The 14899-nt window shown below is 56.6% G+C and carries 14 protein-coding genes and 1 riboswitch; of the genes, 7 read left to right on the top strand and 7 right to left on the bottom strand.

The window, feature by feature from the left end:
• Positions 1-36 precede the first annotated feature (36 nt).
• The 4 genes from IFT84_RS05580 to IFT84_RS05565 all read left to right on the top strand — a co-directional run bounded on the left by IFT84_RS05580 (position 37) and on the right by IFT84_RS05565 (position 5201).
• Complete coding sequence (locus IFT84_RS05580) at positions 37-1866, top strand: putative bifunctional diguanylate cyclase/phosphodiesterase (RefSeq protein ID WP_192117690.1); 1830 nt, start codon at positions 37-39, stop codon at positions 1864-1866.
• Between the two features lie 38 nt (positions 1867-1904).
• Positions 1905-2013, top strand: a riboswitch (TPP riboswitch).
• A gap of 47 nt (positions 2014-2060) precedes the next feature.
• Positions 2061-2834, top strand: a complete 774-nt coding sequence (locus IFT84_RS05575; protein WP_192117689.1) for a 3-oxoacyl-ACP reductase — start codon at positions 2061-2063, stop codon at positions 2832-2834.
• Between the two features lie 2 nt (positions 2835-2836).
• Positions 2837-4117, top strand: a complete 1281-nt coding sequence (locus IFT84_RS05570) for an LLM class flavin-dependent oxidoreductase (protein ID WP_192117688.1) — start codon at positions 2837-2839, stop codon at positions 4115-4117.
• A 40-nt stretch (positions 4118-4157) separates the two neighbouring features.
• The gene (locus tag IFT84_RS05565; protein WP_192117687.1) at positions 4158-5201 is read left to right on the top strand and encodes a siderophore-interacting protein; all 1044 of its coding nucleotides are present in this window, start codon (positions 4158-4160) and stop codon (positions 5199-5201) included.
• A gap of 106 nt (positions 5202-5307) precedes the next feature.
• Here IFT84_RS05565 and IFT84_RS05560 read toward each other — a convergent pair whose 3' ends face one another.
• The 4 genes from IFT84_RS05560 to IFT84_RS05545 all read right to left on the bottom strand — a co-directional run bounded on the left by IFT84_RS05560 (position 5308) and on the right by IFT84_RS05545 (position 10174).
• Positions 5308-6612 carry a dicarboxylate/amino acid:cation symporter gene (locus IFT84_RS05560; RefSeq protein ID WP_192117686.1) on the bottom strand — a complete coding sequence of 435 codons (1305 nt, stop codon included), beginning with the start codon at positions 6610-6612 and terminating at the stop codon, positions 5308-5310.
• Positions 6613-6651: 39 nt separating this feature from the next.
• Positions 6652-8070, bottom strand: coding sequence for an aspartate ammonia-lyase (gene aspA / locus IFT84_RS05555; RefSeq protein ID WP_342212836.1), 1419 nt, complete (start codon positions 8068-8070; stop codon positions 6652-6654).
• Positions 8071-8249: 179 nt separating this feature from the next.
• Complete coding sequence (locus IFT84_RS05550) at positions 8250-9131, bottom strand: LysR family transcriptional regulator (RefSeq protein ID WP_192117684.1); 882 nt, start codon at positions 9129-9131, stop codon at positions 8250-8252.
• 383 nt (positions 9132-9514) lie between these two features.
• Positions 9515-10174 carry a peroxiredoxin gene (locus IFT84_RS05545; protein ID WP_192117683.1) on the bottom strand — a complete coding sequence of 220 codons (660 nt, stop codon included), beginning with the start codon at positions 10172-10174 and terminating at the stop codon, positions 9515-9517.
• Positions 10175-10335: 161 nt separating this feature from the next.
• On the opposite strand from IFT84_RS05545, the gene IFT84_RS05540 reads away from it, so the two are divergent.
• The 3 genes from IFT84_RS05540 (at position 10336) to IFT84_RS05530 (ending at position 11759) form a co-directional block, all read left to right on the top strand.
• Complete coding sequence (locus IFT84_RS05540) at positions 10336-10761, top strand: Lrp/AsnC family transcriptional regulator (protein ID WP_192117682.1); 426 nt, start codon at positions 10336-10338, stop codon at positions 10759-10761.
• A 32-nt stretch (positions 10762-10793) separates the two neighbouring features.
• Positions 10794-11414, top strand: coding sequence for a cytochrome b (locus IFT84_RS05535; RefSeq protein WP_192117681.1), 621 nt, complete (start codon positions 10794-10796; stop codon positions 11412-11414).
• 198 nt (positions 11415-11612) lie between these two features.
• Complete coding sequence (locus IFT84_RS05530; protein WP_192117680.1) at positions 11613-11759, top strand: DUF1127 domain-containing protein; 147 nt, start codon at positions 11613-11615, stop codon at positions 11757-11759.
• Positions 11760-12077: 318 nt separating this feature from the next.
• Here the strand turns inward: IFT84_RS05530 and IFT84_RS05525 are convergent, their stop codons facing one another.
• From IFT84_RS05525 to IFT84_RS05515, 3 genes are all read right to left on the bottom strand, one after another.
• Complete coding sequence (locus tag IFT84_RS05525) at positions 12078-12308, bottom strand: hypothetical protein (RefSeq protein ID WP_192117679.1); 231 nt, start codon at positions 12306-12308, stop codon at positions 12078-12080.
• A 149-nt stretch (positions 12309-12457) separates the two neighbouring features.
• A complete protein-coding gene (locus IFT84_RS05520; RefSeq protein ID WP_192117678.1) occupies positions 12458-13399 on the bottom strand; it encodes an asparaginase in 942 nt (313 codons plus the stop codon).
• Positions 13400-13410: 11 nt separating this feature from the next.
• On the bottom strand, positions 13411-14871 hold the full coding sequence (locus IFT84_RS05515; RefSeq protein ID WP_192117677.1) for an amino acid permease: 1461 nt from the start codon (positions 14869-14871) through the stop codon (positions 13411-13413).
• Positions 14872-14899 lie beyond the last annotated feature (28 nt).

The following is a 14899-nucleotide window of genomic DNA, read 5'->3' as shown; positions in this document are numbered from 1 at the left end:
AGCCTAGACCCTTTTCCCCAGCGTGGATATCGCAAAATGCGGCTGGTTCTGACAGCCGTTACCGCGGGGCTGGCCATGCTTGCGGTGTCATTTTCGCTGCTGGCATTCAGATATCAAAATCGATTGATCGAGACATCGCGCTATAATTCGACGTTCGATATGACGCAGGTATCTGCGGAACTATTGCGGCTGATTGTAGCGCTCTACGACGGTGTCGGCAACAACGATATCGACCAAATAGCACTGCGCTATAATATCCTGCAAAGCCGCATCAAAGTTATGGTATCCACGCCGCCGCTGGGCGTGATGCCATCCGATATGATTGTGTTGCAAAAGCTGGAACAGGACGTCAGGGGGATGCAAACCTTGATGGTACCGCCAGTCAACAGGCAGAGCACGCTCAATGCCATTAATGCTTTAAAGACATCGGTTTCGCCGACGCAACGGTTGGCAGCGCTTGCCCATTCGCGCGCAGGCGACCGTGTTATGAGCATGCAGTCCGATCTCAAACTGGTGTCGGCGGGCCTCTACCTTATCCTGCTGGCGCTCGTGCTGTTTGGCGCGCTGCTGATTGTTTTCGCGTTTCGCCAGATTGGCCATCTGGATAAGGCCATCAGCACAGATACCCTGACCGGGATCGGCAACAGACTATCCTTTCATGAAGCATTGTTGAGATCGGCGCATATGGAATGCGCAATCGTGATCCTTGATATTAATCAATTCAAGGTGTTGAACGACACGCTCGGCCACGACCGTGGCGACCGTGTGCTTGTGATCGTATCGAAGCGTTTGCGGGACGTTGCCAGCAGCGCCGACCATATCGCGCGCATCGGGGGAGATGAGTTTGCCGTCCTGTATACCGGCGCAAACGCCTTGGTCCGGGCGGCGTCCTACTGCAAAGCCATGAAGGCCGCGATGCTGGAGCCGGTTCTGATCGATGCCCAGAACATGACGATTGGCGTTGCGCTGGGTTGCAGCAGCGGCGTTTTAACCAACAGTTCCACCCTGTTCAAGGATGCCGACATTGCCTTGCAACATGACAAGTGCAAACGCCAAGGCGTCTTCACGCTTTTTCATCCCGACATGAAGCTTGACCTCATGCGGAGCCAGCGTCTTGAGCAGGATTTGCAAGTGGCGGTCGAGCGGCAGGAGATGTATTTAATGTTTCAGCCGATAATAGACCTCGAGACATCCCGGACCATGGGTTTCGAGGCCTTGCTGCGCTGGAACCATCCTGAGTTCGGTCTGGTCTCACCAGCGGAGTTCATACCGTTGGCCGAGGGTAGCGGACATATCCGCACAATCGGCGAGTGGGTGATTGCCGAGGCTTGCCGGCAAGCAAAGCTTTGGCCAGGCGACGCGTTTGTTGCCGTCAACGTTTCTGCCAAGCAACTGGCGGACCCGGGGCTGGTTGCCCATGTGCGCGAATGTCTGGAGGTCAATGGACTGGACGCCAAGCGGCTGGAAATCGAAATAACCGAGACAACACTGATTGAAAACGATACGGCGGCATTGAGCGTCTTGCGCGACTTGCGGGCGCTCGGATGTGTGATCTCGCTTGATGATTTCGGGACGGGTTACGCGTCGCTCAGTTACCTTCACCGCTTTCCGTTCGACAAAATCAAGATCGACCAATCATTTGTGCAGAGCGATAATGAGAGCCACGATAACATCGCCATTATCGAAACGATTTGCACGCTTGCGAACCGGTTGGGACTTCAGATTGTTGCCGAGGGCATCGAACTTGAACAGCAGCGGCATGTGGTGCGCGAGGCCGGTTGTGATCTGGGTCAAGGGTATCTGTTCGACAGACCACTGAAACCGGAGGCTCTGATGGCGCGGCTGAAAGGTGAGGTTCTCGCCTGAAAAGGCCTTCCATTAGCAGGTGTGCGATGGTAGATCTGTGATGTGACACGGGGTGTCCGGGGCGGTGAGATCACCGTCCGGGCTGAGATGATACCCGTTGAACCTGATCCAGCTCATACTGGCGAAGGGATGTCTGGGTTTTTGTCGTATGCAAAGCCGCCAGTGCCCTCGCTGCCAGAAACCGGGGGAATGCCATGCTCAAGTCTTTGACACTCGACCAGCAACTTGTGCTGATTACAGGCGGTGCCCGTGGACTGGGCGAACACTTGACCCGCGCCTTTCTTAAGGCAGGTGCGAAGGTCGTCATCAATTATCTCAGCAGCCGCGATGCTGCCGAAGCGCTTGCCACCGAATTTGCCGGACAAGCGCTGGCCGTGCAGGCGGATGTGCGGGATGCGCACGCCGTTTTCGCTATGGTTGATAAGGCTAGCAGCCATTTCGGCCAGCCGGTCACCAGCGTCGTCAACAATGCGCTGCTGTCCTTCTCCTTTAACGGCGATGCCCGGCCGCATGCTGAAACTCTGACATGGGACGATCTGCACAGCCAAACCGAGGGTGCGCTTCGGGCCGCACTCAATACCATGCAGGCGACGCTGCCGGGGATGAAGCTGGCTGGCTTTGGCCGCATCATCAATATTGGAACCAATCTGGTTCAAAATCCGGTAGTACCTTATCACGATTATACCGCCGCGAAGGCTGCGCTTCTGGCGTTTACCCGAACGCTTTCGCACGATCTCGGTCCCCATGGCATTACGGTCAACATGGTATCGGGCGGGCTGTTGCGCACTACAGATGCCTCTGCTGCAACGCCAGAAGCGGTGTTTGACTACATTGCGGCCAATACGCCGTTGCGTCGGGTAACAACCCCGGCGGAGTTCGCGGATGCGGTGTTGTTTTTTGCGTCGCCTTGGGCGCGGGCCGTGACCGGCCAAAATCTGATCGTCGATGGCGGGCTGGTCAAGAACTGACCATGCACCTTAACCTGTTCATTTTTGGCTGCGGCCATCATCAAGCAGCATGGCGTCACCCGCAATCCTCGGTCGAGCAGCTTGGCGACATTGCCTATTATGAAGAGCTGGCGCGAACCGCCGAGCGCGGCAAATTCGACGCCGTATTCTTTGCTGACGGACATTCTACGCTGGGCCTGGAGGATGGACCGCGCTGGTTTCTGGAACCGTTTACCATGCTGTCGGCCATGGCGAGAGCTACCGAGCATGTGGGCTTGATTACCACGGTATCCAGCACCTTCTATACACCGTTTCATGCAGCCCGGCTGCTGGCGTCACTGGACCACATTTCACACGGGCGTGTGGGCTGCAATGTGGTGACGTCCATGTTTGACGCCGAGGCCCGCAATCATGGGTATGACGGGATGCCGCCACACACCTGGCGGTACGCGCGGGCGCAAGAATTTACCGAAGCGATGCTAGCATTGTGGGATAGTTGGGCGGACGACGCGCTGGTGATGGACCGTCAGGGCCTCTATGCCGACCCGGAGCGGGTACGAGCCATTCACCACACGGGTGAGCATTTTCGGATCGACGGTCCGCTCACCGTCCCTCGCAGCCCGCAGGGGCGCCCGGTGGTGTTTCAGGCTGGAGCTTCGTCCGAAGGCCGGGCCTTGGCTGCCACCTATGCCGAGGCAATTTACGGCGTCGCTTACGATCTCTCTGCGGCTCAGGCATATTATCGCGATATCCGCGCCCGCGTTCGGGCGGCCCAAAGGCCGCAGCGGGTGCCGGTCATGCCGGGATTGGTAACCTATGTGGCCTCAACCGAGGCAGAAGCCAAGGCCAAACAGCGAGAACTGGATGGCCTGCTACCGACTGCAGCGGCGCTCCGCCAGCTCTCGGTTTTTCTGGAGCAGGATTGTGCATCCTGGGAACTGGATGCGCCCGTACCAGTGCTGCCGCCTCTGGAGGCATTCAACGGCCCAAAAGGGCGCTACGCAACGATTTTAAGGATCATCGAAACACGACAACCGACACTTCGCCAGTTGCTGGGGCTTCTCGCCGCAGGCGGCGGGCATTGCACACTGGTGGGTACGCCGGATACCATTGCCGATACCATGGTGCACTGGGTTGAAAACGAGGGGGCAGACGGCTTCAATCTGATGCCTCCAGCGCTTCCCGCCAGTATCGTTGATTTTGTTGAGCAAGTTGTGCCAGTGCTACAGAAGCGGGGTCATTTCCGCCGGAATTACACGACCCGTACTCTGCGTGGCCATTTGGGGCTGGCAAGCTATGGATAGACTTAGGCGCAAGCGAACGAATAGACTGAGTTAGAACTGCATGTCCGAGGCCCCGGAATATACCCTTGCTGCAACGGCTCTGTTGCAGGATATGGCATTTATCGACATGCAGAAGCTGATTGTGGACGAGGCTGCCGAGCATGAGTTTCCTATAGTTACCAACAGCGCCGAATCCGTGTGCTGCCGCACGCCAATAGGTGATATCAGCGCGATCAATCTGGTCAGTGGGCTTCGTTTGGAGATACGGGCAAGCATGGACTCAGCGGTGGCATTGCTGAAAGGCGGAATTCTGGAGCATCTGGCGGAGACGCATCTGGAAATCGCCGAGCAGGTGCGATGGTCTGACGCCCCCGAGGCTGGCGGGGGGTTGCCGAAAAACTTCCGGTACGCCACAGTCGCCGGTCTTACGCAGCATTGCAAGAACTTCATGCGCGTGACGCTACAGGTGTCGGGTCTTGATAGCTTCGTCGGCGAAGCCATCCATTTCCGGCTGATCCTGCCACCGGCGGGCCTTGGCGAACCGGAGTGGCCAAGTGTTGCACCCAATGGTCAAACGCAGTGGCCGAAGGACGAAAAGGCCTTGCACCGGCCTGTCTACACAATCCGGGACATGAACCTTCACACCGGCCAAATCATGTTTGACGTGTTTCTTCACGATGGAGGACGGGTGACCGAATGGTTGAAGGCGAACCCGATGGGCGCGCAGGTTGGGATCATGGGCCCGGGCGGTGGCGGGTTGTTACAGTCGAACCGCGTTTTTCTGTTCGGCGACGAGACGGCGTTTCCGGCTATTGCACGAATCCTCGAGAATCTGCCGCATGATGCCAGCGGTATCGTTGTATTCGCGACCGGCGATGGATCGACTGATTACCCCATCACGGCACCACCAGGGATCCGTCTGACATGGCATCACCGTGAAACGCACCGATCACTCGCTGACATCGCCATCGACGTAACTCACCATCAAACGGACGCGTTTTTCTGGTTTGCCGCCGAAAAGCAGCAGGTAGCCCATGTTCGCTCAGAGCTTTCGGCCGCGTTGAAAATCCGGGGTCAAGACAGCTACATTTCCGTCTATTGGTAGCCGACCGGGAAACCGACCTGTCAGCGTCAATGTTGGTTGAAGACCTGACGCGGGCAATCAAACAGAGCAAGCGACCTTTGTGTGTCATGACAGGCGCACGGGATTTTCAAGCCGCGCTTTTAGCAAGGTCCATGCCCGCCGTTGGCTCTTCATCGTCAACATCGCGCAGTTCACCTTCCCATTTTGCGATGGACGCGGTCGCGAGCCCGTTTCCGAGCACGTTGGTGACGGTGCGACCCATATCCAGCAACTGGTCGATACCCATGATGAGCAGGATGCCAGCCGCTGGCAGTCCGAACATCGGCACGGTTGCTGCAACGACGACCAGCGATGCACGAGGGACACCGGCAATGCCCTTGCTGGTAACCATCATGACCAGGAGCATCATCAACTGTTGACCAAGGTCCAGTTCGATGCCGTAAGCCTGTGCGATGAACATCGCCGCCATCGCCTGATACATCATGGAACCATCGAGATTGAACGAATAGCCAAGAGGCAGAATAAAGCCTGTGACCCGATCGCGCACCCCGAAGCGGTCAAGTTGCTCAATAGTTTTTGGAAAAGCGGCCTCGCTGCTGGCCGTTGAGAATGCAATCAACATGGGCGCGCGCAGCAAGACCAGAAGCTGGCGGACACTCGCTCCAAGAAACAACCATCCTGCACCAATCAGAATTGCCCAGAGAGCAGCGAGGCCGACATAGAACGAGCCGATGAATTTTCCATAATCGAGCAGAATTCCAAGGCCCTGCTGCGTGATCACGGCTGCAATAGCGGCAAACACAGCAATGGGCGCGACGCGCATGACGTAATCGGTGATACGAAACATAACGGCGGACAGCGCATCAATCGCGACGATCATGGGAGCGGACAATCGTTTATCGATGCTGGCCAGACCGAAACCGAAAAAGATCGAGAACACCAGTATCTGCAGGACTTCGTTGCCGGCCATCGCCGAAAAGATGCTGGTGGGAAACACATGCGTCAGAAAATCTCGCAGATTGAGAGAAGCCGCCTGCAAGCCGGTTTTGGCAGCCGCGTCCGGCAGGGTCAGCGCCATGGTTGCGCCGGGCTGAAAGAGATTGGCAGCCAGCAGTCCCAGCGACAGAGAAATGAGCGAGGCAATGAGAAACCAGCCCATGGCTTTGGCGGCAACGCGGCCAACCTTGCCCGCTTCGCCAAAGCTGGCGATGCCGGAAACGATGGTAGCAAAGACCAGCGGCGCAATGATCATCTTGATCAGGCGCAGAAAGATATCGGTGATCAACGTGAAGTAGGAAGCGATGCGCGCCGTTTCGTCCGGTCCATCTGCCCACAGGTTCAGCGCGTAGCCGACCGCGATGCCAGCCAGCAATCCAACGCCGGTATAGAGGGTAAGGCGGCTGGTTTTCGTTTCGGCTTGCACATGCGCCATGATGGATCTCTCCCGGTGGTATAAACGATAGAACCTTGCTTAGTGGCGAGGCTCGAACAGTTGTGGTTTGGTCAGCATGTCCGGTTGCAAAACGGCATCCAGTTGCTCGCGCGGCATCAGGCCCTTCTCAAGGACGAGTTCATACACGCCGCGTCCGGTCGCATGGGCTTCCAGCGCAACTTCAGTCGCGCTGCGATAGCCGATATAAGGGTTGAGCGCGGTTACGATGCCGATGGAGTGGGTGACGCTTGCTTGAAGCCGCTCACGGTTGGCGGTAATACCCACAACGCAGTTTGCCTGCAAGGTGAGGCAAGCGGCTCGCAAATGGGCCAGACTGCGGAACAGACTGTAGGCAATCACGGGCTCAAAAGCATTCAGCTGTAACTGACCGGCCTCTGCCGCAAAGCTGATGGTCACATCATTGCCGATGACCTCGAACGCAACCTGATTGACCACTTCGGGAATGACCGGATTGACCTTGCCCGGCATGATGGATGAACCGGCCTGACGCGCTGGCAGGTTGATTTCGCCGAAACCCGCGCGTGGACCGCTCGATAGCAGACGAAGATCGTTGCAAACCTTCGACAGTTTGACCGCCACGCGTTTCAGAACGCCGGAAACCTGGACGAAGGCGCCGCAATCCTGCGTCGCCTCGATGAGATCCGGGGCGGTCACCAGCGGGATGCCGGTGATGGTTGCAAGATGCTGGCACACCAGCGCACCATAGCGGGGGTGCGCGGTAATGCCGGTGCCAATGGCCGTGGCACCCATGTTGATCTCACGGATGAGGTTCGTAACCTCTTCCAGCCGCGCCTCATCTTCCGAAAGCATGACGGCGTAGGTACGAAACTCCTGACCCAGCGTCATCGGCACCGCATCCTGAAGCTGGGTGCGACCCATTTTCAGAATGTCGGCGAACTCGACAGCCTTGGCGTCGAATGCGTGCCGCAGCACGCCCATAGCATCGAGCAGCGAGCGAATGCCAAACCATGTGGCAATCTTGAGCGCGGTTGGATACACGTCATTGGTGCTCTGGCCCATGTTGACGTGTTCATTGGGATGAATCTGGCTGTAATCGCCGCGTGCATACCCCATATGCTCCAACGCGCGGTTCGCGATAACCTCATTGGCGTTCATGTTGGTGGATGTACCGGCTCCGCCCTGTATCTGATCGACGACGAATTGTTCGTGGAAGGCTCCGGCGCGGATTTCGCGGCAGGCGGTTACGATTGCGTCGGTTCGGCGCGCATCCAATAGGCCCAGATCCCGGTTGGCCAGAGCGGCTGCTTCCTTCACCGATGCAAGGGCACAAATCAGATCAGGGCAATCGCCAATAGTCTGGCTGGTGATGGAGAAATTCTCAACGGCGCGCAGCGTATGAACGCCATAATAGACATCGGCCGGTACATCTTTATCACCCAGAAGATCGTGCTCGATACGGATTGCGAAACTTTTCACGACGGTTGCCCTCCAGACGTCAAACCGGTCACAGTCACCGTGCAAAGCTCGGCCCATGAACATACCGTGTGCTTCGGTAATCCCGGTGTTTAGGTTCTGAAATAACGGCCTAGCGTGTATGCCTATATTCTACAAATGCAAAATACGACTGGGTTATGCACGTTGCGCATAACCTTTGTTCATGGCATTTCCAACGCATGCCAGATTTTGTCAACGATCTGGCGGGAACGCTCTCCGCTTCGGTACAAACGGATATCCATGGGCAGAGCAGGTGCAATGCTGTGAAGCTGCCCGTCCGCCAATTCCTGAGCGACGAGGCTTTCCGGCAGCCATGCAATGCCGTGACCTTCCAGCGCCATGAACTTCAATGCTTCAGCCATAGAGTTCTCATTGGTATGCGCAACATAGGTTGGCGGTGCACCCGGCTGGCTTTGCGCTATGGATGCGAGAAGTCCGAGAAAGGACCCTCGTGAATATTGTAGCAGGGGCAGCCGCGTGTCGTTCGACACCAGCCGACGGCCAAGTGCCGGAACCGCAACCGCCACTAAATGATCCTGTCCCACCACGATATGGGGAAATTTATCCGGATGTAATGGAATGGGGATACTGGGGTGATGGAAGGTCAACAGAAAATCATAGCCGCCTTCAACGAGAGCTTGAACACAGGTCAGGAAATTATCCGGCAAGACGCGGCTGACAACGGGGCCCACGGACAGGCGGACCTCATTCAGCCAGCGGGGCAGGAAGGTCAGGCACAGAGCGTGGAGGGCGGTGACGGCAACGACGGGCACGTTTGGCGTGGGCGTTCTAGTGGTAATTTCCGCGCGGCTGAGAGATAACAGCCGGACCACCTCTTCTGCCGTTTCCCGAAACTGACGCCCCTCGGCCGTCAGTGTGATAGGGTATGTGCTTCTGTCGAAAAGATCAGCGCCGAGCCAGACCTCCAGCCCACGAATGCGGCGGCTGAATGCAGACTGGGTTATGTTGCGGCTTTCAGCGGCCCGGGAAAATGAGCGAGTTGTCGCAACGCTTAAAAAATCTTCCAGCCATTTGATTTCCATGTGAGCGTGCCTGTGCCGCAAAGGGTTCTTTTAGCGTGTCCTATCACAGACCCTCATCAACGCCTTGGTAAATTTACAGTGCGCTCAATCCGCTTGGAACCTGCTGAGTTGTTGATCGTTAAGCGATCGGTAACCATGATGTCCAAGGTGGCGGGAGCGCCGGATTATTCTGGGTTTAGTGAGGAGAGTGTCCATGGCATTATCATTTGACCACAATGCGCCAGCAGGAGCCAGAGGCAACGCCGCACACTGGCGCACCTTTTTAGGCGGCTGTCAGATAGGGCTTGCACGCTGTTGCGTGGCCTCTGCGTTTGTGTTCGTTGCGGGCACAATAGCGCTTCTTTAAAGTAACCGCCGGATGCAAGTCCGGCGGTTTGTTTAGATTATGCGCCCGGCTGTTTGGTCTTGCGCAGGTAGGGCAGCACGGTATCGTATGAGCCGAAGCGAGCGGTCGCGTCTTCGTTCGACACTGCCGCGGTGATGATCACATCATCTCCCTGTTTCCAGTTCGCCGGTGTCGCGACCTGATGTTTCGCCGTCAACTGTATAGAGTCGATGGAGCGCAGGATCTCGTCGAAGTTGCGGCCCGTGGTCATGGGGTAGGTCAGGATCAGCTTGATCTTTTTATCAGGCCCGATGACATAAACGGAGCGCACCGTTGCGTTATCGGCGGGTGTGCGGCCTTCGGACGAAGTGCCCGTATCGGATGGAAGCATATCATACAGCTTGGCAACATTTAGATTATGATCGCCGATCAGTGGGTACTCAACGTCAAAACCGGTCGCAATCTTGATATCGGATTTCCACTTGGAGTGGTTCTCCACCGGATCGACCGAGATACCAATGATCTTGACACCACGCTTTGTGAACTCACCTTCTAGCCCTGCCATGGCTCCCAATTCCGTTGTGCAAACGGGGGTGAAGTTCTTGGGGTGTGAGAACAGCACCGCCCAGCCATCACCGATCCATTCATGGAAATGAATGGTACCCTGACTGGTATCGGCGGTGAAGTCGGGTGCGGGATCGTTAATGCGAAGGCTCATGGTTCACTCCTCTGAAAATCCCAGCATGACCCGAAGGGCCGGCTTCTTCAAGGAATTCTATTTCTGTTTGAAGTCATTGTTTAAAATGGGTGATCCGTAGCGGTCTGCGGCAAGAATAGCTAAAGTGGCAGAACGTTTGCAAATCTGGACCATCTGTTCTCATGCACCAGTTCGACAGTATCGACCGTCAACTCATCGCTATCTTGCGCCAGGATGGGCGCGCGCCCGTATCCAAGCTGGCCACGATTTTGAAAATCTCCCGCGCAACTGTCCAGACGCGGCTTGATCGTTTGCTCGATACCGGTGCCGTGCTGGGGTTCACAATCCGTGCCCGCGAAGACGCCAGCCCCACGACCATTCGCGCAATTATGCTGATCGAGGTCAGCGGTCGCTCAACGACGACGGTCATCAAGTTTCTGCGCGGGATGCCGGAGCTGCATTCGCTTCATACCACTAATGGAGCCTGGGACCTGATTGCCGAAATCCGCGTGGAGGGACTGAGTGATTTTGATCGCGTGCTGCGGCAAGTGCGTACCATAGAAGGCGTGTTGAACAGTGAAACCAGCATACTATTGAGTTCCGTCTAAGCCTCGTCAATAGCTTATGACGTGACTTGACGATGCTGCCCTATCTTGGCAAGGGACGCCCGGAAAAGGTGAAACAACGGGTGACATCCAACGTGCAGAATATCTGGATCGACAACCCGCAGCGGTATGGACTGATCAGCCGTGCTCTCCACTGGGGAATGGCCTACTTGCTGCTTTGGCAGTTCATGATCATTCTGATCTGGCGTATCTTTGGACCCCATCCCCTCGTCAAGGCAATAACGGAGCTTGGGCCCTACCACGGCACGGTTGGGGGGTGTGTCGTAGTGCTTGTCGTCATCCGCGCCATCTGGGCGCTGTTCAACAAAACACATCGACCGGCGAAAGCTGCGGGCTGGAGCGGCTTGATGGCGGCTATTGTTCATCGTACCTTCTATGGTCTGATGTTTATTATCCCGGCCTTAGCCGTGGCCCGTGCCTACGGAAACGGGAAGGGGTGGCTGCAATGGGGCTGTCAGATCATTCCTGCAACAGGCCAAGAGATACCGTGGCTGGTAGCGCCAGCCGATCTCTTGCATGGACCGCTGTCCTGGGCGCTGCTGGTGCTCATGCTGGGACATATTGCAGTGGCACTGCTTTCTAGCCGGGTTTCTGGGGGCGAGGTATTAACCCGCATGGCCGGTCGTTTGCGCTAAAGCCACCTTTTAGCTGACCAAGTGCGACCAAAACGCGCAGTTTTTAGCCAGTCCTGCGATAACCCCTGCACAAAACGCATAGGTGACTTGAGGCATTGTCTCTGTTTTCCCCGGTCCACTGGCAGTATATTCCAGACATAGAAAGACGCCGGACCCGAAAAGGTGCTGACGTCATCGGTTTTCGGAAAGGAAAACACCATGAATGTAGCACGTAGTTTTTCCACTTGGCGCAAGTATCGCCAGACCATCAACGAGCTTGGCCGTATGACAACCCGTGAATTGCAGGACCTTGGTATCGAGCGTCAGGACATTCGCAGCGTTGCAAGAGCTGCCGTAGGCCGTTAATCGGTTTGTGCCTGCTGTTAAAAGGCCGTCCACCGTTAAGGTGGGCGGCCTTTTTGTTTTGCTCCATGGATTGGCCATGCACGCGGCGCATAGGTGTGTTGCAAAACCAGCTCTGTTTTGTCGGGAGGGAAAATGTATAGTGAATTTATCGAAGTGATATACCTCCTCCCATAGAGCTTCGATAGTTCAGCAGCCTTACTCCTCCTCCCAGAGGTTGCTGATGGAATAGCGGCACTCCTCCTCCCAGCCGCTGTTCGGTTATTTTCGAAAAGCCTGCCGCACCTCCTCCCGCGGCAGGCTTTTTCGCTTGGGCGGAAATCAAGACCGGAGGGCTGCGGCTATAGGCAACCGCGTTGCCATGAAAGCAGGGGCCGCGCCTCCAATAGCGCCGATGGCAAAGCCCAACGCACCTGCCAGCGCCATAACCTCGGCATCTATGGTGAGTTGAAACATCATCTGGGTCTGGTTGACGCCCAGCGTGCTGGCTTCCAACCCATTCAACCCCACCCATGACAAAACGATCCCAACAGTTGCACCGGCAAGAGCCACCCATATTGGCGTACGTCCTAGCCTTTGCTTTCTGCTTTTAATTTCAGTGTTGCGGAAAGGGACTGGTCGGTCGGTAATTGGGTCCATGGAGGCAAACAGATTTCAGGAAACCGGACGTGTTCGCGTATCTTTTGAAGAGCTCGGCAGTGTCAGTCGTGGCTGAAGGCAGCCGCGATCGTTTCACGGTCTGCTTGCGAGGCAATCAGCTCTGCCAGCAGGATACGCGCTTGGCCGGGCCTAAGCGTGGTGGAATGGATTGCGCCAGCCAGACCGAGGTCATGACCTCCGCCTCCGCCACCATAGGCCGCCACGAGGCGGCCATCCGGAACGCGGCTGGATACAATCACCGGGATACGTCTGGCGTGGCAGCGGGCGACTGCCTGAACCACCTCTGCTGTGGCATTGCCCGAGCCGAGTGCAGCAAGGACAATGCCATTTGCCCCCGCAGCAACGCTGGCGTCGATCTGAACGCCGTCGCAACCGGGGGAGATCGCGACAACATCCACCCGTAGTCCGCCCACGCGCCCCTTCAGCGTCACGCGTTCGGTCATTTTTGATTGACGGCTCTGCCGAAAGGCTTCCGTTGCATCGGCTGAAAACTTGTACAGGCCCCAAACGGGAAGCGTGCGGCCACCAAAACAGACGAGAACACCTCGTGCGGCATTGTCGGTGTTGCATGCAGCCTCCAGTGAGGCTGCCAGATTTGCCGGTCCGTCAGCCTCGGGGTGATCGGCCGTGCGTTGTGCTCCGGTGAAGACGACCGGTTTGGTCAACCGGTTCTGCACCTGAACCAAAAGCGACGTTTCCTCCATGGAATCGGTACCATGGAGAATGACGACGCCGGAAATGGCGTCGTCTGCCAGTTGTTCGGCAACAGCATCGCTGACTGCCTGCATATCGGCCAGCGTGAGGCTGGACGAATCCTTTGCCATCAACTCCACGACACGAAGTTCAATCGCCACAGCGGGCACAAGTTTCAGAAGCGATGCGCCTTTGAGACTTGGGGTACTGGCACCATCGGCACCGCGTTTGCTCGCGATGGTGCCGCCGGTTGCGATAACGGCGATGAGCGGCTTCTTCGTTTCAGTCATGATCACCCGGCTTATTTGTGGCTGAGCGATTCGTCCGTTCGCTCCTTCGCCAAACTATAGATGCGGTTTCGCATGAGATACCAGCCGCCTATCAAGGCAGGGACGATCACCACCAGCGAGGCCAGCGTCCAGGTACCAATAGGGTAATCAAGCGCCATCAGAATGAAGAGGCTGAACAGGAATACAAGTGTGATGATGCCCGTATAGGGCGCGCCAAACATTCTGAATTCCGGACGCTCCAGCTTGCCTTGCCGGGACAACTTCCAGAGTTTCAACTGGCACAGCACGATCACCGCCCAGGCTGCGATAATGCCGATGGCAGACAAATTCAGGGCGATTTCAAAGGCAGCCGCAGGAACGACTGCGTTTAGCGCGACACCAAGGACTGTGACCGCTGCGGTGACAGCGATGCCGCCGTAGGGAACGCCCGCCTTGTTGAGTTTCGCAAGCGCTGCCGGAGCAGAACCGGAAACTGCCATGGAGTGAAGGATACGACCGGTCGAATACAAGCCTGCATTGAGTGACGATAGCACCGCCGTCAACACCACCAGGTTCATGATCACGTCCGCGCCCTTGACGCCAATCGCGCCAAAGAAAGTAACGAATGGACTGACGCCAGCCTGATAGGATGTGTAGGGCATCAAAAGTGCGAGAAGCATGACCGAGCCGACGTAAAAGATCAGCAAACGCAGAACAACAGTGCGAATGGCACGTGGCATGATTTTGCGCGGGTCTTCCGTTTCACCGGCTGTCGTCCCGATGACTTCGATTGAGGCATAAGCAAATATCACGCCTTGAATGATAACGAAGGCAGGCAGTACGCCGTTCGGGAAAAAACCGCCATTATCGCTGATGATGCTGAAGCCCGCCGCCTGTCCAGCGATCGGCACGCCGAACACGACGAAGTAAACCCCGACACACAGGAATGTCAGCAACGCCACGACCTTGATGATGCTGAACCAGAATTCCAGTTCACCAAACACCTTGACCGACAACATGTTCATTGCCAGCACAATGATTAGTGCGAGCAGGGCGAAAACCCACTGGTCAATACCCACGAGCCACGGCACGTAGAGCTTGAAGAAATTCATGTAGAGCGCGACGGCGGTAACATCTGCAATCGAGGTCATTGCCCAGTTCAGCCAGTACATCCAGCCGACCGCAAAGGCCATCTTCTCGCCGTAAAATTCCCGTGCGTAGGAGACGAACGATCCGGAAGTAGGGCGGTGCATGATGAGTTCACCGAGCGCACGCAACACCAGAAATGCAAAGAATCCGCAAATCGCATAGACGAAAACCAATGCAGGGCCAGCAACAGCGAGCCTGCCACCGGCACCGAGAAACAAGCCTGTTCCAATAGCACCGCCAATGGCTATCATTTGAATCTGGCGACCTTTCAAAGCCTTGTGGAAGCCGCGATCCTCTTGCGTCTGTACCTCACGTTTGGCCATCGCCTCGATGTTCTTGTCCATTTAGAAAGCTCCTCCCCAAGCACCACGT

The organism is Rhizobium sp. CFBP 8762, assembly GCF_014841565.1.
Lineage (GTDB): Bacteria > Pseudomonadota > Alphaproteobacteria > Rhizobiales > Rhizobiaceae > CFBP-8762.
Note: the sequence above shows the minus strand (reverse complement) of the source record. Positions and strands in the feature narration are given on the sequence as shown.